The following is a 20,212-nucleotide window of genomic DNA, read 5'->3' as shown; positions in this document are numbered from 1 at the left end:
CATGACAAAACGAAGCATCCGCCCATGGATCATCGTCGTGCTCATGTTCGTCGTGGCACTGCTCAATTACTTCGATCGGCAGAGTCTCTCCGTGGTAGCGCCACGTATGCAGGCCGCCCTACATCTTACGGATCGACAGTACGGACACATCATCAGCTTGTTCCTGATGGCATCCGCCTTCGCTTATGCACTCTCTGGTTTCATCGTGGACCGTCTGGGCGTCCGCGCCAGCATGACGCTCTTCGTAGGCGTGTGGTCGCTCGCGGAGTCTTGCACGGCCTTCGTGCATTCCATGTTTACGCTGGGCATCGCGCGATTCCTGCTGGGTTTGGGAGAGCCCGGCCTCTGGGTCGCGGCGCCCAAGGCGGTCGTCGAAACCATCGAAACGCGTCGGCAGAGCCTGGCCGTTGGGCTATATACCCTGGGTGCGACCTGCGGGGCGGTCATCGCTGTTCCGACCATCATGCTCATCACCACGCACTACCCGTGGCGTAGCATCTTCCTCGTCGATGGCATCGCCGGTCTTCTCTGGCTCCCACTATGGTGGCTGATCTATCGGCCGCGGTTCCCCTCTACGACGCGGCAACAACGACAACCGACAGCTGGTGCCAGTCTTCTGGCATTGCTCTCGCAGCCTGCGCTTTGGAAGTTCATGATCGCGCGCGGCATGACCGACCCGGTCTGGTACTTCTATCTCTTCTGGTTTCCCAAGTTCCTCCTGACAGCCAGGCGCCTCGACTCCACCGGGATCTCCCACTATGGCTGGATCGTCTATCTCGGTGGTGGCCTGGGCACCATCGGTGGCGGCCTGCTATCCGGCTATTTGATCCGGCGCGGCCTTCTTCCCGGCAGGGCGTATCGAGCCTCGATGATGATGTCCGCGGCATGTGTCATCATCAGCCCCCTCGCTTACTTCTCGCCTTCTATCGGGGGCACCGTGCTGGTGGGATCCATCATCGCCTGCGCCCATATGGGTTGGCTGGTCAATCTCTCCGCCGCGCTGCTCAGGGTCTTCCCCCCTGATACCGTTGGCAAAGCCTTCGGATTGGTGGCAGCCGGCAGCGCCTTCGGCGGTATGCTCTCCAGCGAGCTGATTGGCTACTTTGTGACGCATGGCGGATATGCCCCCGCCTTCTGGCTGATGTCCTGCATGCATCCGATCGCACTTGCGCTGCTGTGGAACGCCTACGAACAGCCCAACACGCGGATTGACGGACCGCTTGCTTCAGAAGTCCCGGCCTAAGGTAACGGCGTATCGAAGAGCTTCTGCACCACCTTCCAGCTATCACGATGCTGGCGCTCAAAGGTGACGACGCCCCACTTGCGGATGCCATCCTCCGGCGTGCCGCGGAAGAAGGAGCGGTAATCTGCCCAGGTCCATAGCGAACCTCCGATCATGTATGGCCTCGCCTTCATCGCATCGACCGCTTCTGTGATGTCCGCGATGCGCAGCGGGTCATGCACTCCGGGCTCTCCCATACGTCCAAACTCCGTGACGAAGATCGGCTTATCCGGGTAGAGTTCGTGCGCGCGATCGAACCTCATCGCGTAGTTCCCGTACACGTTGATGGAGACGAAATCGGAATACTGACTGGCTTCATCCGGGCCCGTCTTCACAGCAGGATCGCCCGTATAGCGAGAAGCAAACGTGATGAGCCTGGTCTTATCGAGTCCCAGCGTAAAGTCGCGCATGTCGTGTGTCCACGCGATGCCCTCGCGAGTGTACGACTCATACTCGTTCCCTACGCTCCAGGCTATGACCGAAGGATGGTTCCAGTCCTGCTGCATCATCTCGGTCATCTGCTGCTTCCACAATGACCGGATTCCAGGATCCGCCATCTGCCATGCGCTCATGTTCCAGTTGCCCGCTTCCGGGATGATCAGCATTCCATGCTCATCGGCAAAGTCAAGCAGCGACTGCGCCTGCGGATAGTGGGCGATGCGCATCATCCGCATGTTGTCCGCCAGCATGTCGCTCATATCGCGTTGCACGATCGCATCGCTCTCCAGTAGCCCGTCCTCCGGATCTTCGCTCACACGGTTCGCCCCGTAGAGATGAACGGGCCTTCCGTTCAGCAACAGTTGTGTCCCCTGTACACGCACCTCGCGGACACCAAACCGGCTCTGTATCGCATCTTCTGGCACCCGAACCTCAGCGTGATACAGGAAAGGGTCCCGAACACTCCATAGATGCGCGCCATGGAGGACGGTCGTCCAGGTCACCTCCGCGTCTGCGTGCGCCGCTACATGAACTGTTGGAAAGCGCGCCGGCATCTCTGCAACCGTTCCGGCGGCTTGTGCCGTCCGCGACGTGTCGCTACCGTTGTGCAGGGTCGCGCGCACGGAAACGACAGCATCGCCCGACTTCAGATCCGGCTTCGCTTCAATCTTCAATCCACGCAGATAGACCGGCCCGCTGATCAATATCGTGACCGGCCTCACGATCCCACCGTAGGGCAGCCAACCCACGATCGTTGCCCGCGCTTCCGCGCCCACACTCGTCCGGTCCGCGGAAGGAGATCCGGTCGCCAGCGCAGGAATCGACGTAAAGGTCGGTGTGTTGTCGACATCCACCAGCAAGTCGTTTTTCCCCGGCCTCAGCTGCTTCGTGATGTCGAACTCGAATGCCGTGTAGCCACCGTCATGGGTGCCCAGGCGCCTTCCGTTCAGCCACACCCGGGCCACATCGTAGACCGCATCGAAGTGCAGACGCACAACCTGTCCCGGCTGGACCGCGGGCACCTCGAAGTCACGCTCATAGAAAGCATGGCCGAGGTACTTCTCATAACCAGGATGCACCAGCCAGCAATGGGGTACCGACACCGGCTCCGGAGTGGCGCCGAGAGTGGTACGGAAAGTCCACCCCGGTCCATCGAGGTCAACCTTCGTTGCAGCCAATGCAGGACGCGGCACAACACCGGCACAAAAGAAGACGAAGCACGCAACGCGACTCAGGATCATTCAGACCGGCTCCTGGCTAACGATCAATTTCGGTTAACCGTTTAATCTTCGAGCCAGGCTCTTGTCAACTCAAGTGGTCGCTCCCTGCACCAGCTCAAAGGGCAGAAGCACCCTTTGCGGCGGGGTGCCGGGCTTCTCGATCGAATCGATCAGAAGCTCCGCAGCCAACTCCCCCATTCGGAGCGTCGGGGTTACGAGAGTCGTCGGCCTGGGTCGAAGATGATGCTCGGGCGTCGAGTTCCCACGATTGAGCACTGCGATATCCCCAGGCATCTTCAGCCCGCGCTGTTCCGCATAGTCATACAGATTCAGCAACAATTGGTCATCAGCCGTGAGGATTGCCGTGGGACGGTCACGCTTGGTTCTGAACCAGTCATCCAGAATCTGGAAGGCGCGTTCGACCTCGTACCCCGTACAACCGATCAGCTCCGGTTTCAGCTCAAGTCCGCGCTTTTCAAGGCTCCGGCGCATCCCCTTCACCAGCTGCTGGTGCGCCGGCAACGTCGCGGACCCACTCAGGAACGCGATGCGCTTGTGGCCCCGCTCCGTGAGATAGTCCACGGCCGCACTGCCGATCGCTGCATCATCCACCCCGACATAGTTGATCGGCGCACGCCCGTAGTAGGAGTTGATCATCGCAAACTTGATCTGAGCGCGATCCAGCTCTTCGATGGTGCGTTTGACATCCCCTGCCGTGCAGGAACGCGTGTTGATGAACACCAACCCATCCATAAAACGGCTTTCAAGGATCTGATCGCGCGTCGCCCTCCCAGGCTTGCCTGAGGGAGAGAACACCAGCAGGTTATAGCCCCGCTTCATCAGCGTTGATTGAATTCCAGAGAGCGCCTGCGCAATGAACTGGTTGAAGAAGATGGGATCCCGCAACGGAACGACAAGGCCCAGCAGACGTGTGCGCCGCTCCGCTAATGCTCGGGCAAGCTCATTCGGCACATAGCCCATCTCTTCTGCAATCCGCAGGATCTTCTGCCGCCGCTCCGCACTCACCCGGTTCGACTCAGACTTGTTCAACGCGATAGAGACGGCGGCGATGGACACGCCGGCACGCTTGGCGATGTCTGTGAGCCGCGGGGCGCTGGAGTTTCGCATATCCCATGTTACATACGGAGCCTGGGAGCACTCGGGGCCCGCGAATGGCGGAGTTTGTCCTCCTCTCCCATTCGCTCGGCGCTCGCTGCTCTTGCGTTCCTGCCTTTCTTGGTGTCATTCCTTCAAGGGCATCCGCGTCACTGCCGCACCACACATCCCTTGGCACCCGCATCCCCAGGCAGTACGCTCAAATCAGGAGGGCTGTCGCCCCATCCAACACCGAGCTACCTTTTCGCTCCCTCCCCCCGCAAGCCTGACGCATCTTCCGAGCCCTCGTTACCCATGGATCCACTCAGCACCACGCTCAAGCAACTCGCCGACCTGCACGGCCCGCAACCTCTGCCACCCGCCCGTGGCCCCTTTGAACTTGTGCTCTGGGAGAACGCCTGCTACCTCACCACCGAAGAGAATCGCCTCGAGACCTTCCTCGCGCTCAAGAGCCTGCTGGCGATCGCCCCCAACCGCATCGATCCTCAACGCCTCGCCGCGGCCACCGATGACGAGCTGATGCCCCTCGCCATCCTCGGCGGCAAGCAGCCGCAGACCCGCATCTTCCGCTGGCATGAGATCGCGCAGATCACCCTCGACCAATTCGGCGGCAACCTCGACACCATCCTCACGCTGCCCTTCGACGACGCACGCGCCGCGCTCCAACAGTTCCCCAACATCCGCGGCACAGGCGCGGAGAAGATCCTCCTCTTCTGCGGCGTCGCGCAGGGCCTCCCGGTCGAATCCAACGGCCTCCGCGTCCTCGTCCGCCTTGGTTGGGGGTACCCCATGCGCGACTACGTGGCTATGTATCGCGAGACGCAGTCCAACCTCGCCGACGCCATCCCCAGCGACGTCACCGAGCTGCAGCAGGCCTATCTGCTGCTCAAGCTCCACGGCCAGCAGCTCTGCACCGACAAGGAACCCCGCTGCAGCGCGTGCCCGCTCGAAAGCGTCTGCTACTACCCGAAGGAGCAGCAGGAACGGCAGCCCAGCTAGGCTGTATCGACAAATTCATAATTACGAAAGCTGTGTCATTTCGACCGGAGCAGGACAGTTTCATCGTCCTGCGCAGTGGAGAAACCTGCAGTCTGTGCCAGGACAAACTGCAGATCCCTCGACTTCGCTCGGGATGACACATCCTTCAGGGCTCCTATCGATCCGTGGCTTGCCGAATTTTTCGATACAGCCTAGCAAGCCCCACCGGCAAAATTCCCTTTCCACCTGACCATGGCTTCGCTACACTTTTCCCGACTTCAACCGGGAGCCCCATCATGTCCTCTGTCCGCCTGTTAGTCGGCACGAAAAAAGGCGCTTTCGTCCTCACCGCCGACGGCAAGCGCAAGGACTGGATCATCTCGCAGCCCCACTTCCCCGGCTGGGAGCTCTACCACCTGAAGGGCTCGCCCGTGAACCCCGACCGCATCTACGCTTCGCAGACCTCGGGCTGGTTCGGCCAAGTGCTGCAGCGGTCAGACGATGGCGGCCTCACCTGGAACCCCATCTCAAACAAGCTCCTCTACGATGGTGTCCCCGGCACCCACCAGTGGTACGACGGCACGCCCCATCCCTGGGAGTTCAAGCGCGTCTGGCACCTGGAGCCCTCGCTCACCGACGCCGACACCGTCTTCGCCGGAGCCGAAGACGCCGCGCTCTTCAAGTCCACCGACGCCGGCCAGAGCTGGACCGAGCTGAGCGGCCTGCGCACCAACGCCACCGCTCCCGGATGGATGCCCGGCGCGGGCGGCATGTGCCTCCACACCGTGATCCTCGACAAGGCCAACCCCGACCGCATCGTGATCGCCATCTCCGCCGCCGGAGCCTTCCGCAGCGATGACGCCGGAGCCACCTGGAAGCCCATCAACAAGGGCCTGCACTCTGCTTTCCTGCCCAACCCCGAGGCCCCCGTCGGCCACTGCGTCCACCACATCGCGATGAACCCCGCCAAGCCCGACACGCTCTTCATGCAGAAGCACTGGCACGTCATGCGCTCGGACGACGCCGGCGACAACTGGACGAAGGTCTCCGGCAACCTGCCGACCGACTTCGGCTTCGTCATCGACACCCACGCGCACGAGCCCGAGACGGTCTTCGTCGTCCCCATCAAATCCGACTCCGAGCACTTCCCCCTCGACGGCAAGCTGCAGGTCTTCCGATCCAAGTCCGGCGGCAACGAGTGGGAGCCCATGACCCGCGGCCTGCCGCAAGCCAACTGCTACGTCAACGTCCTCCGCGACGCCATGGCCGTCGACCATCTCGACGACTGCGGCGTCTACTTCGGCACCACCGGCGGCCAGGTCTACTGCTCGCCCGACGGCGGCGAGACGTGGCAGTCCGTCGCCGAAAACCTTCCCGGCGTCCTTTCGGTTGAAGTGCAAACGCTGGGCTGACGGATGCCCAACATCCGCATAGAACTCCCGCTTCACCTCCGCCGCCTCGCCGCCATCAGCGGCTACGAAGCCAGCATCGACGTCGCCGCGCCAGCGACAATCACGAGCACGCTCGACGCCCTCGAAGCCCGCTACCCCATGCTCGAAGGCACCATCCGCGACCACGTCACCCGCAAGCGCCGCGACTTCCTCCGCTTCTTCGTCTGCGGAGAAGACTGGTCCTTCGGCCGTAACGACGATCCTCTTCCCACCGCGATCCTCGAAGGCAAAGAACCCCTCATCGTCCTCGGAGCCATCGCCGGCGGCTGAGCCGTGAAATCGTCATCCTAAGCGAAAAAATGGCCGCCATCCTGAGCGGAGCAGGTCACAGCAACGCTGTGACCTGCGAAGTCGAAGGACCCCGATGGAGCCGGTCCAGCCCCGACCTCATCGGGTTTCGCGCGACGACCACTCTCTCTCAACGCGCTAACCCCGCCACAAAGAGAAGGGGCCGGAGCAACCGCCCCGGCCCACTTGTCACTTTTCACTTGCCACTGGCCTTACTTCTTCACCGGAGCGCTCGAAGGCGGTACCAGCCCATTCATCCGCAGGTACGTCACCATCTGACCATAGTGGTCATACCCATGCGCCGCGCCAAAGGTCGCCAGCGTCGCCCGCGTATTCATCCCATCCACTGGCTTGATCGCCAGGAACGCATTCTCCGGCGTAATCGTCGCGATAGCCTTGTGCGCGAACGCGAACGAGTCTTCCAACGCCTTCACCGCAACCTCCTTCGAGATCGCCGAGCTCTTCTCCATCGCCTGCAGCGCCTTCATGTCCACATCAGGCTTCTCGCCACTCACCGACATGTAGAAGTAGAAGTTCGCCTCGGCCACGTGAACCACCTGCTGTCCAAAGGTGCGCACCGTCGCAAACTCCGTCTTCTGCGAGCTCGCAAAGATCGCCTGGCTCGGCGCAAAGTTATAAGTCGCAGCCGGCATCGCCTTCGCCAGCGGCACGATATCGTGCTCCAGCAGACCAAGCTCGCGCTGAATCGCCGCTGCGGGGTTCACCGGCGAACCAACCTCGGGCGCCTTCATGTCCATGCCACCCATCTGTGCGGCTGCCGTCATCGCCATCATCGCGCCCATAAGCGCCGTACAACCACCAAGCTTCACACTACGCATCGTCTTCTCCTTCAATTGGCAGGGCTTCAAGCGAATCCAGCCTACCAGAGCGATTGCGTGCAGGGAGGAAATCTCCTGTGGCCGTAAAATGGCTCGGATTCCACTTCCGCTTCGGTGACCCGCATGGCCCGCGACGAAAACATCCTCCAGATCACGCCTTTCATGCACGTCCGCCTCGCGGATTTCGAGCGCACCGTCGCCTTCTTCCGCGACCTGCTCGGATTCGAGGTCTTCATCCACGGCGACGACTATGCCTACGTCCAGCGCGGCCCCGCCGGCATGCGCATCTGGGGCCGCAAAGACGACGACCCCGAAGCCCCGCCCTATGGAATCCGGAACTTTCGTTACTACATCGATGTGAAGGATGTCGAAGCCATCTATCAAGAACTCAAGCCAAAGCTGGCCGCACTGCCGCCCGAAGACGTCCATGGCCCCGCCGACAAGAAGTACGGCCAGCGCGAACTCCTCATCCGCACCCCGGACGGAGACCTCATCTGCTTCGGCCAGGAGATCCGATCCTACGAATCCCTTAAGAACCGACTCTCCCACGCCCGGCAAGAAAGTCTGTAACCCAATCTCTCGTTTCGAGTCCCATCGAAACAAGACACCCCTCTTGCCTGGAGAGCCCCATGATTTCCGCCTCGCGCGACTTTCGCAGCACCATCGCCAGCATCCGCTCCACCCTTCTTGCGACCGCCGCCGTTCTGCTCATTCTCGGCAGTGGCTTCGCCGTCGGCCAGACGCCGGCGCTAGGCGCCAAGGCACCGGACTTCGTCCTATCCACGCCCAGCGGAGATCCCATCCGGATCAGCAAGCTGGAGTCCAAGGGAACGACCATTCTCGTCGTCCTGCGGGGATTCCCCGGCTACCAGTGCCCTTACTGCGTGAAGCAGGTGCACGACTTCGCGCTGCACGGGGCTGACTTCGCCGCGAAGAAGACCAACGTGCTCCTTGTGTACCCCGGCCCGCCTGCGGAGCTCGATCAGCGCGCCAAGGAGTTCCTTGCCAAGCAGGCCGACCTCCCCGCCAACATCCAGCTCGTCATCGACCCCGACTACACGATGACCAACCTCTACGGCCTGCGCTGGGACGCTCCGCATGAGACGGCCTACCCCTCAACCTTCATCCTCGACAAACATGGCAAGGTGCTCTTCGAAAAGATCAGCCACGAGCACGGCGATCGCACCACCGCGACCGACCTTCTCGCGGAGATCAAGAACCGGTAGCCAGGAACGAAAGCTCGTCGTCCGTGCCGCAGTCAGAGTGCGATAGCCCGCTGCGGCGAAAACAGGTACACAGGAAACTCCCGCGCGCCGCGCTTCACACGCATCGCGCCCCACAGGACGCCGCACGCTCCGGCTGCAATGAGAAAGCCGAGGGAGAGCCCCCACGTCTGCCCGAAGCTCTCGATCTGCGCGTGCTCCGGATCGGACGCGAGATACCTCACCGCCACGGTTTGTCCGATCCTGTACGCATCTTCCTTGCCGCCGGCATTCGAGTGCACCGCGACTTCGCGCCCCTGCGTGGTGAACGTAAAGACCGGCACATAGGTGACCACCGTGCCACCGTCGCCAACATCTTCGCGCACATCCATCGAGACGATGGTGCCCGTCGCGGCTACAGCACGATGCAGAAACCAGCCTTCATACCCCGCGATGCCGATGGAGGTGACGCCGAAGATCACCGCCACCCACATCAAGCAGAGCTGCACGATATCCAGCACAGCGCGACCCAGCACCGCAGGCTTCACTTCGAGATCCCCTCCAGCGGAGAGCTGGCCGTTGCATACAGCTTCTTCGGCATCCGCCCGGCCAGAAACGCCTCACGCCCGGCCTCGGTCCCTTTCTTCATAGCGCTGGACATCAGTACTGGGTTCTTCGATCCCGCCATCGCCGTGTTCAGCAGCACCGCATCGAAGCCCAGCTCCATCGCCAGCGCTGCATCGCTCGCCGTGCCCAGCCCCGCATCCACCACCAGCGGCACTTCCGTGATCAGCTCGCGCATCATGCGCAGCGTGTACGTATTCGCAATGCCCAGGCCCGTCCCGATGGGCGCCCCCAGCGGCATCACCGCAGCCGCTCCCACATCGATCAGTCGCTTCGCAAACACAATGTCGTCGGTCGTATACGGCAGGACCGTGAAGCCCTCCTTCACCAGCACCCGCGTCGCCTCCACCGTCGCCTGCACGTCCGGATACAACGTCGCCTGGTCGCCAATGACCTCGATCTTCACCCAGTCGCTCAGCCCCACCTCGCGCCCCAGCCGTGCCGCGCGGATCGCCTCTTCCGCCGTGTAGCAGCCCGCCGTATTCGGCAGCAGGAAGTACCTCTTCGGATCGATGTAGTCCAGCAGCGATTCCTTGCTGCGGTCCAGGTTCACCCGCCGCACCGCGACCGTCACCATCTCCGCGCCCGAGGCCTCAATCGCGGCCTTCGTCTCCGGCCCATCCTTGTACTTGCCCGTGCCTACGATGAGCCGCGAGCGAAACTTTCGCCCCGCAATCACCAGCTCGTCCACAACGCCCAACCCGCTTCCTGCCCGCTCTTCCGCAACCGCAATACTCATGCGAATATCCTACCGCTGCGGCGCACGCGGATCTGTGATTTGGCGCCGGACGGTGGCCCTCCGGCTTCCTTAAAGCAAGTGGCCCGTCTTCTCCCCGAAGACGGGCCATGCGAACCAGTCTCTTTACTTACGCGATACTGCGAGACCGGCGGCGGGAGAAAACGCCACCCATCCCAAGCAGCCCAGTCCCCAGCAAAACCAGCGCCCCAGGCTCCGGCGTAGCCGCCACGGAGCCGGACAATGTAATCTCCGACACACCCGCGTACGCCCCCGTTATCGTGAACGATCCAATATCTGCCGTACTCTCCTGGAAGCCATAAAAGTAGCCTTCGTTAATCGCATCGGGCCCATCAGCTACTGCGAAGTCCAGAATCTCCGACTCGATCAGGTTACCGTTGGTATCGTAAACCGCTATCGTAGGGTTTCCCCAGGAAGGCGAGTAGTTGATGAACGCACCCGCCGCGGAAACAGAATCGCTGAAGGTGAAGGTCATCGAGTCCGACGACGAATTGACTCCGGCCATTGATAACCCGTTCCAGATTCCGTTATCGTTGAATCCGTAAGTGTCGCTATAGCCGAACACCGCGCCTGAATTTGTAGAGGTCCACGTGATTCCCGTAGCCACCGTCTCAGGCCCCGCCCCCTGCTGATTCACAGAGGGAATGGTGTATACCGTCCCGTTGGAAATCGAAGTGACCTCGCTCGCACGGGCCGCTGCAGAACCAAACATCAGACAAAAGCAGGCTGCGCCAACGCCAGCCAACCTAAAAGACTTCATTGCAAAACCTCAAAAGGAATTTCAAGTGTATCGCTTCACGATACAACAAAGTTGTTCATATCTGCAAATTGTGAACATCTCATCCTCCCGCTCAAAGCAAACGGCCCGCCTCTTCTTGGCGGGCCGTTTGGCGGTGGACTGTGGGGATTGACTTGAGGACACCCGTACCCGGATGGGCCTCGGCAGAGGTCTATGTTTCGCACTTCAACTGCAAGCTGCCAGGTCTAGAGCACGATGCCCTAAGCCTCAGTCACCTCACGTGTCGTGTTGCAATAACTACCAATCTTCATAGATTAGGATCGCCCTCCTTTCCCGTGTTGGATCGAAGATTAGTCCCAAACCCGGTGCAAAATCAACCGACGCAAACATTTTCTCTTCGACCGCATCACAGGTTGGGAAGGAACGTGTCAAGTCCCGTCTCTGAAGCAACTTAGGCACGTCCATTCGATGTGTCGTCCCTGGTTCAGGCCACCTGAACCTGAACTCCTGACACTTTCTCTTACTCCTGGAGCTGCCCATGAAACCCGCCACCCTCGTCGGAATCCTCCTCATTCTCGTCAGAATCGTCGGTTTCGCCGTCGGCGGATTCAGCTTCACCCACGAAAAGCAGGACGCCAAGATCGGCCCCCTCAACATCGAGCACAAAGAGACCAGCACCGTGCCGATTCCGCCAATCCTCAGCAGCATCGCACTCGTCGGGGGAATCGCGCTGGTAGCCGTAGGAGCCAGGAGCAAGTAGCCACGAACAAATAGCGTCCACCCTGCCCCACGAACGAGCGAAGCTCGCAAACCCACGCAGCAGCTGACCGCGAAGCGGCGAAGCCGCTGCCTACTTCAGATACGCGCGCACCAGGTCGATCAGGTCTTCCGCAATCTCCGGCTCAATCGCGCCTTTGCCCTGCGCCACCACGTGCAGCCGGATGTGGTCCTCCAGCACCTCGGCCATCAGGCTGTTGATCGCTCCCCGCGCCGCGGCCAGCTGCATCAGCACGTCCGGGCAGTCATCGTCCTCGGTAAGGGCTCGCTCCACCGCTGTGATCTGTCCGCGGATACGTTTGACGCGGTTGAGCAGCTTCGACCTCTCACGAGCTTCAGTCGCCTGGACCAGGCCAACCACCTTCAACTTCGGCTCACGTCGTTTTTCTGCGCCCATTTTCTTTCCTCTTGATACCCTAGGGGGGTATCCTATCAGAGTGAACTTGAAACTTGTGTTGCCCCGCTTCGTGGCGCACAGAGAGGAGGAGCTCCCATGACGATCATCACCCAGCATCGGACAGCTGTTACCCATCGCACACGCATGACCACCGCGACCCCAATCGTCGCGCCCGCGCCGTTCGTCGTGCAACCGGCCCGTCGCCGTCTCGTGCGGAAGTTTGTCGCAACCGGCGACGCACTCTGCCCGCTGATCGGCCTCTGGACCGCAGTACCAGAGACCGACGCCACCACCGACGAACCCGGATTACGCTGGCCCGTCCGGAGAACACTCCTCCGGGATTCCCCCTTCGGGCGGGCCCTTCATCGCACCTTCGCAATTGCCTGCTAACGTGGCGCTGGCCCCTACGGAAATTTTGCTTGCTCATGACTCTGACTTTGCTGATTCGCCCCCGCACGCTTCCCTTTATCCTTTGTCTCGCCACTGGCTGCCTCGCTGCAGCGCAGCAGCCCGACGCGCCTGCTCCAGCGCCGGCTGAAGCTCCGGTCGAGGCGCAAACTCCGCTCACGCTCTTCCCTCACCCGGACGCGCAGCGCTGGCTCATCGCAGGCCAGGCCAACATCATCTTCCAGGCCCACCCCGGCTTCCACTCGCCTTACTCAGATACGAACTCCCTGCTCGCGCGCGGCGAGTACAAGACCTCGCTGGTTGGCACGCTCTTCCTCGGGTATCAGGTCATCGCCAACCCGCGCTACGAACTCGACGCTATCTATGACGAAGAGTCCGCAGGCGGCCGAGGCATCTCCGAAGCGCTCGGCCTCGCCGGCTTCACCAACCTCGACGTCGTGCGCAATCCCAACCTCGGTCCCGTGCCTTACCTCGCGCGAGTGGAGCTGCACCAGACCATCGGCTTCACCGACAAGTTGGTCGACCAGGAGCGCACCCAGTTTTCCCTTGCAACCAAGGTTCCCGAGCGACGCCTCGACCTGCGCTTCGGCAAGATGGGTCTGCCTGACTTCCTCGACATCAACAATCCGGGTTCGGATTCGCACCTCCAGTTCATGAACTGGACCGTCGACAACAACGGTGCCTGGGACTACGCCGCTGACACCCGCGGCTACACCTACGCCGGCATCGTCGAGTACGACGACAAGGACTGGACAGCGCGCTATGCGGTGGCACTCATGCCCACCATCGCGAACGGCATCGACCTGCAATGGAACCTGCGCCGCGCCAGCGCACAGAACGTCGAGCTGGAGTACCGCCGCACACCATTCGCCTGGCTGCCGACACGCATCATCAGCCCCAAGCGCCAGGGCACCGTGCGCCTGCTGGGCTATGTGAACCACGCCAACATGGGCGACTACCGCGTCCAGAATGCGCTCGCGTTGTTCGCCCGCACGCATGGCAGTCCCACCGCAACCCCTGACATCACCGCGCACGCTCTGCAGACGACCGTGAAGTACGGCGTAGGCCTGAACTTCGAGCAGGAGCTTACCGACGACGTGCGCGTCTTCGGGCGCTTTGGCTGGAACGAAGGCCAGCACGAGAGCTACGCCTACACCGAGGTCGACCAGACCTTCGAACTGGGCGGCGACCTCAAAGGCACTCGCTGGTCACGCGCCAACGACAAGCTCGGACTCGTCGGCGTCAGCAACGCCATCAAGCGCGATCATCAGGAATACCTGAAGCTCGGCGGCAAAGGCTTCCTCCTCGGCGACGGCAAACTCAACTACGCCCGCGAAGATATCCTCGAGGCCTACTACAACGCCCACAACTGGCGCGGACTGTTCACCACCTTCGACCTCCAGGCCATCGCTCATCCCGGCTACAACCAGGATCGCGGCCCGGTGGTGGTCTTCAGCGTCCGCACCCACGTGGACTTCTAACAAACACTCAGATCCTCAGGCAAAGACGTCTGCATGACGCAGAGTTCATCAGGGATTCGAAAGATTCCCTTGAACTCGCAGGCGGCTCGCATAGAATCGCGGGAAACCTATGTCCACTTCAGCCAGTATTCTTCGCATCCTGCGCAAGGTGCATCTGTACGTCGGTGTCTTCATCGCGCCTGCCCTGCTCTTCTTCGCCTTCACCGGTTTTCTGCAGACATTAGGCCTTCAGGACCAGGCCAGCAGCCCCAAGTGGATCCACGTCCTCGCCCAGATCCACAAGAAGCAGACCTACATCATTCCGCAGCGCAAGCCCAAACCAGCGGCGGCTGAGGCCAAGCACGCCGATGGCGACATGCCCTCCGGCGATGCCGCCCTCAAGCACCACAAGGACGACGCTGACGGAGCCCCTAAGCCCGCCGCCGACGCCGCGCCCAAGCCTCCGTCCACACCGCCCCCTTCGCACACGCCGGAGAAGATCTTCTTCTACGTCGTCACACTTGGGCTGTTTACCTCGACGCTTAGCGGCATCTACATGTCCTACAAATACAACAGCAACAAGATCGTCGTGACCGCGCTGCTCGTACTGGGGGTTGTGGTTCCCTTGGTCCTGCTCAAGTTCTAGCCCATCGCTCGCAGACAAACGAAAGCGGCTGCCAACTGGCAGCCGCCTTATGTTTCGGGGACTTCATGCAATGTGCGTTGAGGCAGAGTTAGCGACGTCCGCCGCCCCCACCACCGTGGAACCCGCCACCGCCACCACCGTGGAAACCACCGCCACCGCCGCCATGGAAGCCCTGTCCGCCGCCAAAGCCGCCGCGAGCCGCTCCGCCAGCATAACCACCACCACGGTATCCACCGCCAGCATAACCACCGCGATAGCCGCCAGCGTATCCACCACGGTACCCACCGCCGTAGCCGCCACGATATCCGCCGTAGCCATAGCCAACGCGACCACCATAGCCGTAACCACGGCCATACCAGTGCGAGTGATACCACGGACCTACGCCGATGAACACACCGTTATAGAAGTAGTCAGGACCCCAGTAGCCATAAGGCGCGCAGCCGTAAGGATAGGTGTTGTAGTAGCCGTACGCGCAGGAGGGCTCAGCATACACCGGACCACCGTACACCGGGCCACCGATCCCAACGCCAACCGACACCTGAGCATCTGCCTTCTTCGCAGGCAGGAACAAGAACAAACCAAGAACCGCCAGCCAGCCGAATTTAAGTACGTTACGCATCGAACTTCCTCCTGCAACAACGGAGACCTGAGAGCGATCGTCAGCCATCTCCACGCTGCGGAAGCCTCGCCGTCTCCGGCTTGACTCCCCTCGCATAGTAAGAACCCATGTAGCCGGAAATTGTTGCATGACCGGACAAGACTCCGTGTGGGGTGGGCTAGACCTTGAAGCCCCGCCGCAACTCCAACGCAACAGGCAGGTTGGCAGCGCTCTGGAATGCTAGAAACATTCGGAATTCTCTGCATCGTTTCGGGCTCACCCGCATCAACCACCGGCCGTCGCGTCCGCTTGTCCGTTTATCGTCCCGGTGACCCAGCGCGCGCTGCCCTGTGTTTCAAGTCACAGAGCCGGACCGTCCGAGCAACCTAAAGTCCAAGTCGAGGCAGGAAGAGCCGAGCGCGCTGACAGGTAATCCCTGCGGCAACGCTGCGGGTCTGCCAGTTCCGGAGGAGACGTGGCCGCACCCCACGACTCCCACCAGCCCCCGCCAAGGACTTAGCCAAGGACCTCTATGAACTCGTTTCCAGCCGTCGATCCCATCCCGCTTCCGGCGCCGATCTGGCTCTTCAAGCTCCTGCATATCGTCACGTTGAGCCTCCACTTCGTCGCGGTGGAGATGCTGCTCGGTGGCCTCCTGCTGGCGGTACTGCTCAGTACCCGCAGCGCCGGTTCGCCCGCCCACACTGCAGCCCGCGCCATGGGCCGCCGCCTCACGGTCGTGATGACCTATGTCATCAACCTCGGAGTACCGCCGCTGCTCTTCGCGCAGGTGCTGTATGGCCGGGCTCTGTATACGTCGAGCGTGCTCATCGGCGCCTACTGGATCTCCATCATCGCGATCCTCACGCTCACCTATTGGCTCCTCTACCAGTTCAGCTTCCGCCTCGAAGCCGGCAAGAGCGCCTGGCTCGTCGGCCTGCTGGCATGGCTCGGCTGCGGCAGTGTCGCGAAGCTCCTCTCCACCAACATGACACTGATGCTTCGCCCCGAGGTGTGGCGCAGCATGTACACGGCCTCCGGCGCAGGTGTCTATCTGCCCAAAAGCGATCCCACCACCGAGCCGCGCTTCTTCCTGATGCTCTGCGGAGGCGTCTTCGTCGCTGGCCTCTGGATGATCTACCTCGCAGGCCGCTCCACCTTCGCCGCAGAAGACAAGAAGTTCCTCGCCGGCTTCGGCGGCAAGGTGGCTGTGCTCTTCGGCATCCTCTATATCGCCGCGGGTCTCTGGGCCAACAGCGTGCAGCCTGCCGCCGTGAAGGCCGGCATCGCCTCGCACCCGCTCTATCACCTCTTCGGATACGCAGCCTACGGTTGGCTCGCGCTGGTGGGCGTAGCAATCCTCCTTGGCGCCGCAGCAGGCTTTGGACGCATCACGGCGGGCTGGCTCGGATGGGCCGGCGCTCTCCTCACGCTCCTCTTCGAGATCTGTTTCACCACCTACCGCGACGCCATCCGAGACGTCACCCTGCTGACGAAGGGCTACAACGTCTGGGACCGAGTCGTCGTCACCAACTGGAGCGTCGTTGGCATCTTCCTCGTGCTCTTCGTCGCGGGCCTGGTCATCGTCGGCTGGCTCGTTTCGGTAGTGGCACGCGCCCAGAAACCCATGGAGAGCGCGGCCTAGCCGCGGACGGAGGACATCGATGAGCGACACCCTGGTCAACATCACGAACCCGGAAGCAGAGCTGCCCGGCAACATTCAGCTCGATCCCGCCCGCAGCGGCTACGGCGAGGACGGGGAATCGCCCACCACCCGCCGTGCCTTCCTGGTCGGCGCAGGTTGTGCGACTGCAGCCTACGCCGCAGCATTGGCCTATCCCGTCTACCGCTACCTCGCCTCGCCCATCGAGACCGCGATGAATGCCACCGCGGTCAAAGAGGTCACCCTCAAGGACGCACAGAAGCTCCCCATGGGCTCGGTAATGATGTTCAAGTTCGGCCCTTCGCCCGCGATGCTGATCCATCACCTCGATGGCAAGTGGGTCGCCTTCACCGCGGTCTGCACGCACCTGGGCTGCACCGTGCAGTACGAGGCCGGCCCCGATCGCATCCACTGCGCCTGCCACGGCGGTGTGTACAACTCGCAGACCGGAGCCAACGTCAGCGGACCTCCGCCCAAGCCTCTGCTCGCCTACAAGGTCGCCGTCAACGACGCCGACGTACAGATCTCGCGCGCCTAACGCCGGAAAGGATCAGACGCACCCATGACCACCAAAGCCATCACCAATGCCGCGTACGAATGGGTCGATGAGCGGCTCGGTATCTCCGACCTCATCACCTTCGGCAAGCACAAGACCGTGCCCGTCCACTCGCAGACCTTCTGGTACTACTGGGGCGGCATCTCGCTGTTCCTCTTCCTGGTGCAGTGCCTCACAGGCGTGCTGCTGCTGGTGTACTACCGCCCCGGTGCAGAGGCCTACGAGTCCGTCCGCCAGATCACCTACGTGATGCACTTCGGCTGGCTCATTCGCTCCGCCCACTCGTGGTCGGCAAACCTGATGATCTTCGCCATCCTGGTGCACATGTTCAGCGTGTACTTCATGAAGGCGTACCGCAGCCCGCGCGAGTTCGGCTGGTTCAGCGGTATGGCCCTGCTCGGCATCGCGGCAGTCTTCGGCTTCTCAGGCTACCTGCTGCCGATGGATGAGCTCGCGTACTTCGCCACCAAGGTCGGCCTGCAGATTCCTGCCGCCATCCCTGTCGTCGGCCCAGCCATCGCCAACATGCTTCGCGGTGGTACCGAGGTCGGCGAGTTCACCGTGCAGCGCTTCTTCGCGCTCCACGTCGTAGTCCTGCCCGCGATCTTCCTTCCACTGCTCGGCTTCCATCTCTGGCTCGTCCAGAAGTGGGGCAACGCCGCGCCGCCCAGCATCGAAGCTCTTCCGAAAGAAGAGCGCAAGACCATGCCCTTCCTGCCCACCTTCCTGCGCAAGGACCTGGCGATGTGGCTGATCTCGCTCAACGTGATCGCCCTGCTGGCTTCGCTCTTCCCCTGGCCATTAGGAAAACCCATCGACCCGCTCGCTCCCGCACCCGCCGGCATTCATCCCGAGTGGTACTTCATGAGCCCGTTCGAGATGCTCAAGCTCCTCGGCAACGTGCTTCCCGGCGCCATCGGTGAGATCGGCGGCCTGCTGCTCTTCACCGTGGGCATCCTGCTCTGGGTACTGATCCCCTTCTACGACCCGAACAGTTCGTCCGGCCGCAGGGGACGCAACGCGCATTACTTCGGTCTGGTCGCGGTCTTCGCGCTACTCGCCACCACCATCATCGGCTACTGGACGATTCGTTAAGCCTTCACCCGAAACTCGCGACTCACGACCCACAGCTCGATCACACTTATTTCGCACTTCCTGGCGCGGTAAGCCAGCCATAGGCTCACCTCGGAGACACGCATGAACTATCCATTCTGGGACATTCCCCATCTCGGGTCCGGCTGGGTGATCGGCCTCATCGCCATCTACCACGTCATGATCTCGCAGTTCGCCGTCGGCGGAGGTCTCTACCTCCCCATGGCCGAGCGCAAAGCGCTCAAGCTGCAGGACCCCACCGCCAAGGCCGCATGGCTCGAGCAGCTGCACAAGCACTCCAAGTTCTTCCTGCTCATCACCGGCGTCTTCGGCACCGTGTCCGGCGTGGGCATCTGGTTCGCCATCGGGCTCACACAGCCTGAGGCCACGAGCACGCTCATCCACAACTTCGTCTTCGGCTGGGCGATGGAGTGGGTCTTCTTCATGCTCGAGCTCACCACAGTCGCGGTCTACTACTACACCTGGGACCGCATCCCCGAGAAGCTGCACCTCAAGGTCGGCTGGCTCTATGCAGGCTTCTCCGCCGCGACGCTGATCATCATCAACGGCATCCTCACCTTCATGCTCACGCCCGGTGATACCTGGATCGGCGTGGCCGGCACGGGCCGCGAAGCCAGCGTCTTCTGGAACGCCTTCTTCAATCCCACCTACTGGCCGAGCCTCTTCCTTCGCACCTGCGTCTGCCTCTCCCTCGCCGGCATCTGGGCGCTCATCACCGCCAGCCGCCTCGACGGCGACAAGCAGCCCGCACTCAAGACGGCCGTCGTGAAGTACAGCACCAAGTGGCTCATCCCCAGCTTCCTGGCGACGCCCATCCTGATGGTCTGGTACGTCGCCATGGTTCCTGCCTCGCAGCGTGCGATCCTCTCGCTGGGCATCGACACCATCGGTGCGGGCACGTTCTCCGTCGTTACCCGCATCGCACTCGTCATCATCATCACCTCGGCGGCGATCATCGGCGTCACCTACTACACCGCCTACCGCAGCCCACGTGACTTCTCGCTCTCCCACGCGATTGCCATCCTGCTGCTCGCGCTCGCGGCTACAGGCTCCGGCGAGTATGGCCGCGAGATGCTCCGCAAGCCCTACGTCATCGGCCGCTGGATGTACTCCAACGGCGTCCGCGTGCCTCATGTCGCCACGATCAACCACGATGGCTACCTCGCCCACACCAACTGGGTGTGGAACGGCCAGACGGACTCCAGCTACTCGCGCGGCGAAGCGATCTTCCGCGGCGAATGCATGAGCTGCCACACCCTGGACGGCTACCGCTCCATGCGCAAGCTCATGGAAGGCCGCGACGGCGCAGCGATCGAGAGCTTCGTGCAGATGTTGCACGACTACAAACCCGACTCGCCCTACCGCCGCTACATGCCTCCGATGTCCGGCACCGATCAGGATGTGAAGGACCTGGCCAACTATCTCAATTCGCAGATCAACGGCGCCGGTGGACCTCCACCGCTCGTCACTGCGGGCAAGCTGGAAGCTCCGAAACCGCCTCAGCCTCTGCTGACGGCGCATAAGTAGGGACCGGGCGCGTGGTGTAAGTCCCCTTTGGACACCCACGCGACAACACACCGGCACGACGCTGCCGCGGCTTCCTCCCCGCAGCAGGCACGACCGGTGATCAAGGCGGGTGCGTGCGGGCGTATGAGAGCCG

The 20,212-nt window shown here is 62.0% G+C and carries 22 protein-coding genes; 14 read left to right on the top strand and 8 right to left on the bottom strand.

Features of this window, described 5'->3' with window-relative positions; translation table 11 throughout:
- Position 1: 1 nt before the first annotated feature.
- A complete protein-coding gene (locus tag C4S68_RS02725) occupies positions 2 to 1,243 on the top strand; it encodes an MFS transporter (RefSeq protein WP_103931465.1) in 1,242 nt (413 codons plus the stop codon).
- On the opposite strand, the gene C4S68_RS02720 is transcribed toward C4S68_RS02725, so the two are convergent.
- Complete coding sequence (locus tag C4S68_RS02720) at positions 1,240 to 2,961, bottom strand: glycoside hydrolase family 2 protein (RefSeq protein WP_103931464.1); 1,722 nt, start codon at positions 2,959 to 2,961, stop codon at positions 1,240 to 1,242. The two genes, C4S68_RS02725 and C4S68_RS02720, sit on opposite strands and share 4 nt — an antisense overlap.
- Positions 2,962 to 3,030: 69 nt before the next feature.
- Positions 3,031 to 4,068: a LacI family DNA-binding transcriptional regulator gene (locus C4S68_RS02715; protein WP_103931463.1), complete on the bottom strand. Its 1,038-nt coding sequence runs from the start codon at positions 4,066 to 4,068 to the stop codon at positions 3,031 to 3,033.
- Positions 4,069 to 4,350: 282 nt separating this feature from the next.
- Here C4S68_RS02715 and C4S68_RS02710 point away from each other — a divergent pair, with 282 nt between their 5' ends.
- The 3 genes from C4S68_RS02710 (at position 4,351) to C4S68_RS02700 (ending at position 6,755) form a co-directional block, all read left to right on the top strand.
- Positions 4,351 to 5,055 carry a hypothetical protein gene (locus C4S68_RS02710; protein ID WP_103931462.1) on the top strand — a complete coding sequence of 235 codons (705 nt, stop codon included), beginning with the start codon at positions 4,351 to 4,353 and terminating at the stop codon, positions 5,053 to 5,055.
- 275 nt (positions 5,056 to 5,330) lie between these two features.
- Positions 5,331 to 6,446, top strand: coding sequence for a WD40/YVTN/BNR-like repeat-containing protein (locus tag C4S68_RS02705; RefSeq protein ID WP_103931461.1), 1,116 nt, complete (start codon positions 5,331 to 5,333; stop codon positions 6,444 to 6,446).
- A gap of 3 nt (positions 6,447 to 6,449) precedes the next feature.
- The gene (locus tag C4S68_RS02700; protein ID WP_103931460.1) at positions 6,450 to 6,755 is read left to right on the top strand and encodes a MoaD/ThiS family protein; all 306 of its coding nucleotides are present in this window, start codon (positions 6,450 to 6,452) and stop codon (positions 6,753 to 6,755) included.
- Between the two features lie 230 nt (positions 6,756 to 6,985).
- On the opposite strand, the gene C4S68_RS02695 is transcribed toward C4S68_RS02700, so the two are convergent.
- The gene (locus tag C4S68_RS02695) at positions 6,986 to 7,612 is read right to left on the bottom strand and encodes a DinB family protein (protein ID WP_103932141.1); all 627 of its coding nucleotides are present in this window, start codon (positions 7,610 to 7,612) and stop codon (positions 6,986 to 6,988) included.
- Between the two features lie 123 nt (positions 7,613 to 7,735).
- Between C4S68_RS02695 and C4S68_RS02690 the strand changes: the two genes are divergently transcribed.
- Both C4S68_RS02690 and C4S68_RS02685 read left to right on the top strand, forming a co-directional pair.
- The gene (locus C4S68_RS02690; RefSeq protein ID WP_103931459.1) at positions 7,736 to 8,182 is read left to right on the top strand and encodes a bleomycin resistance protein; all 447 of its coding nucleotides are present in this window, start codon (positions 7,736 to 7,738) and stop codon (positions 8,180 to 8,182) included.
- A gap of 59 nt (positions 8,183 to 8,241) precedes the next feature.
- Complete coding sequence (locus tag C4S68_RS02685) at positions 8,242 to 8,838, top strand: peroxiredoxin family protein (protein ID WP_103931458.1); 597 nt, start codon at positions 8,242 to 8,244, stop codon at positions 8,836 to 8,838.
- Positions 8,839 to 8,870: 32 nt separating this feature from the next.
- On the opposite strand, the gene C4S68_RS02680 is transcribed toward C4S68_RS02685, so the two are convergent.
- The 3 genes from C4S68_RS02680 to C4S68_RS02670 all read right to left on the bottom strand — a co-directional run bounded on the left by C4S68_RS02680 (position 8,871) and on the right by C4S68_RS02670 (position 10,955).
- A complete protein-coding gene (locus C4S68_RS02680) occupies positions 8,871 to 9,362 on the bottom strand; it encodes a DUF3592 domain-containing protein (RefSeq protein ID WP_103931457.1) in 492 nt (163 codons plus the stop codon).
- Positions 9,359 to 10,177 carry a thiazole synthase gene (locus C4S68_RS02675; protein WP_103931456.1) on the bottom strand — a complete coding sequence of 273 codons (819 nt, stop codon included), beginning with the start codon at positions 10,175 to 10,177 and terminating at the stop codon, positions 9,359 to 9,361. The genes C4S68_RS02680 and C4S68_RS02675 overlap by 4 nt, the downstream gene beginning before the upstream one ends.
- A 127-nt stretch (positions 10,178 to 10,304) precedes the next feature.
- On the bottom strand, positions 10,305 to 10,955 hold the full coding sequence (locus tag C4S68_RS02670; RefSeq protein WP_200821455.1) for a PEP-CTERM sorting domain-containing protein: 651 nt from the start codon (positions 10,953 to 10,955) through the stop codon (positions 10,305 to 10,307).
- 517 nt (positions 10,956 to 11,472) lie between these two features.
- On the opposite strand from C4S68_RS02670, the gene C4S68_RS02665 reads away from it, so the two are divergent.
- Entirely contained in the window at positions 11,473 to 11,694 is a 222-nt protein-coding gene (locus C4S68_RS02665) for a DUF3185 domain-containing protein (RefSeq protein ID WP_103931455.1), read from the top strand.
- Positions 11,695 to 11,784: 90 nt separating this feature from the next.
- Here the strand turns inward: C4S68_RS02665 and C4S68_RS02660 are convergent, their stop codons facing one another.
- On the bottom strand, positions 11,785 to 12,108 hold the full coding sequence (locus tag C4S68_RS02660) for a metal/formaldehyde-sensitive transcriptional repressor (RefSeq protein WP_103931454.1): 324 nt from the start codon (positions 12,106 to 12,108) through the stop codon (positions 11,785 to 11,787).
- 96 nt (positions 12,109 to 12,204) lie between these two features.
- On the opposite strand from C4S68_RS02660, the gene C4S68_RS02655 reads away from it, so the two are divergent.
- The 3 genes from C4S68_RS02655 to C4S68_RS02645 all read left to right on the top strand — a co-directional run bounded on the left by C4S68_RS02655 (position 12,205) and on the right by C4S68_RS02645 (position 14,622).
- Positions 12,205 to 12,498 (top strand): hypothetical protein, encoded by a 294-nt coding sequence (locus C4S68_RS02655; protein ID WP_103931453.1) that lies wholly within the window; start codon positions 12,205 to 12,207, stop codon positions 12,496 to 12,498.
- 35 nt (positions 12,499 to 12,533) lie between these two features.
- Positions 12,534 to 13,997, top strand: coding sequence for a carbohydrate porin (locus C4S68_RS02650; RefSeq protein ID WP_103931452.1), 1,464 nt, complete (start codon positions 12,534 to 12,536; stop codon positions 13,995 to 13,997).
- Between the two features lie 109 nt (positions 13,998 to 14,106).
- Positions 14,107 to 14,622 carry a hypothetical protein gene (locus tag C4S68_RS02645; RefSeq protein WP_103931451.1) on the top strand — a complete coding sequence of 172 codons (516 nt, stop codon included), beginning with the start codon at positions 14,107 to 14,109 and terminating at the stop codon, positions 14,620 to 14,622.
- A gap of 88 nt (positions 14,623 to 14,710) precedes the next feature.
- Here the strand turns inward: C4S68_RS02645 and C4S68_RS02640 are convergent, their stop codons facing one another.
- Positions 14,711 to 15,241 carry a hypothetical protein gene (locus C4S68_RS02640; protein ID WP_146071984.1) on the bottom strand — a complete coding sequence of 177 codons (531 nt, stop codon included), beginning with the start codon at positions 15,239 to 15,241 and terminating at the stop codon, positions 14,711 to 14,713.
- A 511-nt stretch (positions 15,242 to 15,752) separates the two neighbouring features.
- Between C4S68_RS02640 and C4S68_RS02635 the strand changes: the two genes are divergently transcribed.
- From C4S68_RS02635 to C4S68_RS02620, 4 genes are all read left to right on the top strand, one after another.
- Complete coding sequence (locus C4S68_RS02635; protein ID WP_103931449.1) at positions 15,753 to 16,865, top strand: hypothetical protein; 1,113 nt, start codon at positions 15,753 to 15,755, stop codon at positions 16,863 to 16,865.
- A gap of 19 nt (positions 16,866 to 16,884) precedes the next feature.
- Positions 16,885 to 17,421: a QcrA and Rieske domain-containing protein gene (locus C4S68_RS02630; protein ID WP_103931448.1), complete on the top strand. Its 537-nt coding sequence runs from the start codon at positions 16,885 to 16,887 to the stop codon at positions 17,419 to 17,421.
- Between the two features lie 24 nt (positions 17,422 to 17,445).
- Positions 17,446 to 18,534, top strand: a complete 1,089-nt coding sequence (locus C4S68_RS02625) for a cytochrome b (protein WP_103931447.1) — start codon at positions 17,446 to 17,448, stop codon at positions 18,532 to 18,534.
- Between the two features lie 102 nt (positions 18,535 to 18,636).
- The gene (locus tag C4S68_RS02620) at positions 18,637 to 20,079 is read left to right on the top strand and encodes a cytochrome ubiquinol oxidase subunit I (RefSeq protein ID WP_103931446.1); all 1,443 of its coding nucleotides are present in this window, start codon (positions 18,637 to 18,639) and stop codon (positions 20,077 to 20,079) included.
- Positions 20,080 to 20,212: the final 133 nt, after the last annotated feature.

This window comes from Bryocella elongata, assembly GCF_900108185.1.
Classification (GTDB): domain Bacteria; phylum Acidobacteriota; class Terriglobia; order Terriglobales; family Acidobacteriaceae; genus Granulicella; species Granulicella elongata.
The sequence above is the reverse complement of the archived record's forward strand: the minus strand, read 5'-3'. Positions and strand labels throughout refer to the sequence as shown.

What these genes read in the sequence shown, in the direction of transcription:
- C4S68_RS02725 (WP_103931465.1), top strand. Translation starts at nt 2, where the DNA reads ATGACAAAACGAAGCATCCGCCCATGGATCATCGTCGTGCTCATGTTC.
- C4S68_RS02720 (WP_103931464.1), bottom strand. Translation starts at nt 2,961, where the DNA reads ATGATCCTGAGTCGCGTTGCGTGCTTCGTCTTCTTTTGTGCCGGTGTT.
- C4S68_RS02715 (WP_103931463.1), bottom strand. Translation starts at nt 4,068, where the DNA reads ATGCGAAACTCCAGCGCCCCGCGGCTCACAGACATCGCCAAGCGTGCC.
- C4S68_RS02710 (WP_103931462.1), top strand. Translation starts at nt 4,351, where the DNA reads ATGGATCCACTCAGCACCACGCTCAAGCAACTCGCCGACCTGCACGGC.
- C4S68_RS02705 (WP_103931461.1), top strand. Translation starts at nt 5,331, where the DNA reads ATGTCCTCTGTCCGCCTGTTAGTCGGCACGAAAAAAGGCGCTTTCGTC.
- C4S68_RS02700 (WP_103931460.1), top strand. Translation starts at nt 6,450, where the DNA reads ATGCCCAACATCCGCATAGAACTCCCGCTTCACCTCCGCCGCCTCGCC.
- C4S68_RS02695 (WP_103932141.1), bottom strand. Translation starts at nt 7,612, where the DNA reads ATGCGTAGTGTGAAGCTTGGTGGTTGTACGGCGCTTATGGGCGCGATG.
- C4S68_RS02690 (WP_103931459.1), top strand. Translation starts at nt 7,736, where the DNA reads ATGGCCCGCGACGAAAACATCCTCCAGATCACGCCTTTCATGCACGTC.
- C4S68_RS02685 (WP_103931458.1), top strand. Translation starts at nt 8,242, where the DNA reads ATGATTTCCGCCTCGCGCGACTTTCGCAGCACCATCGCCAGCATCCGC.
- C4S68_RS02675 (WP_103931456.1), bottom strand. Translation starts at nt 10,177, where the DNA reads ATGAGTATTGCGGTTGCGGAAGAGCGGGCAGGAAGCGGGTTGGGCGTT.
- C4S68_RS02670 (WP_200821455.1), bottom strand. Translation starts at nt 10,955, where the DNA reads ATGAAGTCTTTTAGGTTGGCTGGCGTTGGCGCAGCCTGCTTTTGTCTG.
- C4S68_RS02665 (WP_103931455.1), top strand. Translation starts at nt 11,473, where the DNA reads ATGAAACCCGCCACCCTCGTCGGAATCCTCCTCATTCTCGTCAGAATC.
- C4S68_RS02660 (WP_103931454.1), bottom strand. Translation starts at nt 12,108, where the DNA reads ATGGGCGCAGAAAAACGACGTGAGCCGAAGTTGAAGGTGGTTGGCCTG.
- C4S68_RS02655 (WP_103931453.1), top strand. Translation starts at nt 12,205, where the DNA reads ATGACGATCATCACCCAGCATCGGACAGCTGTTACCCATCGCACACGC.
- C4S68_RS02650 (WP_103931452.1), top strand. Translation starts at nt 12,534, where the DNA reads ATGACTCTGACTTTGCTGATTCGCCCCCGCACGCTTCCCTTTATCCTT.
- C4S68_RS02645 (WP_103931451.1), top strand. Translation starts at nt 14,107, where the DNA reads ATGTCCACTTCAGCCAGTATTCTTCGCATCCTGCGCAAGGTGCATCTG.
- C4S68_RS02640 (WP_146071984.1), bottom strand. Translation starts at nt 15,241, where the DNA reads ATGCGTAACGTACTTAAATTCGGCTGGCTGGCGGTTCTTGGTTTGTTC.
- C4S68_RS02635 (WP_103931449.1), top strand. Translation starts at nt 15,753, where the DNA reads ATGAACTCGTTTCCAGCCGTCGATCCCATCCCGCTTCCGGCGCCGATC.
- C4S68_RS02630 (WP_103931448.1), top strand. Translation starts at nt 16,885, where the DNA reads ATGAGCGACACCCTGGTCAACATCACGAACCCGGAAGCAGAGCTGCCC.
- C4S68_RS02625 (WP_103931447.1), top strand. Translation starts at nt 17,446, where the DNA reads ATGACCACCAAAGCCATCACCAATGCCGCGTACGAATGGGTCGATGAG.
- C4S68_RS02620 (WP_103931446.1), top strand. Translation starts at nt 18,637, where the DNA reads ATGAACTATCCATTCTGGGACATTCCCCATCTCGGGTCCGGCTGGGTG.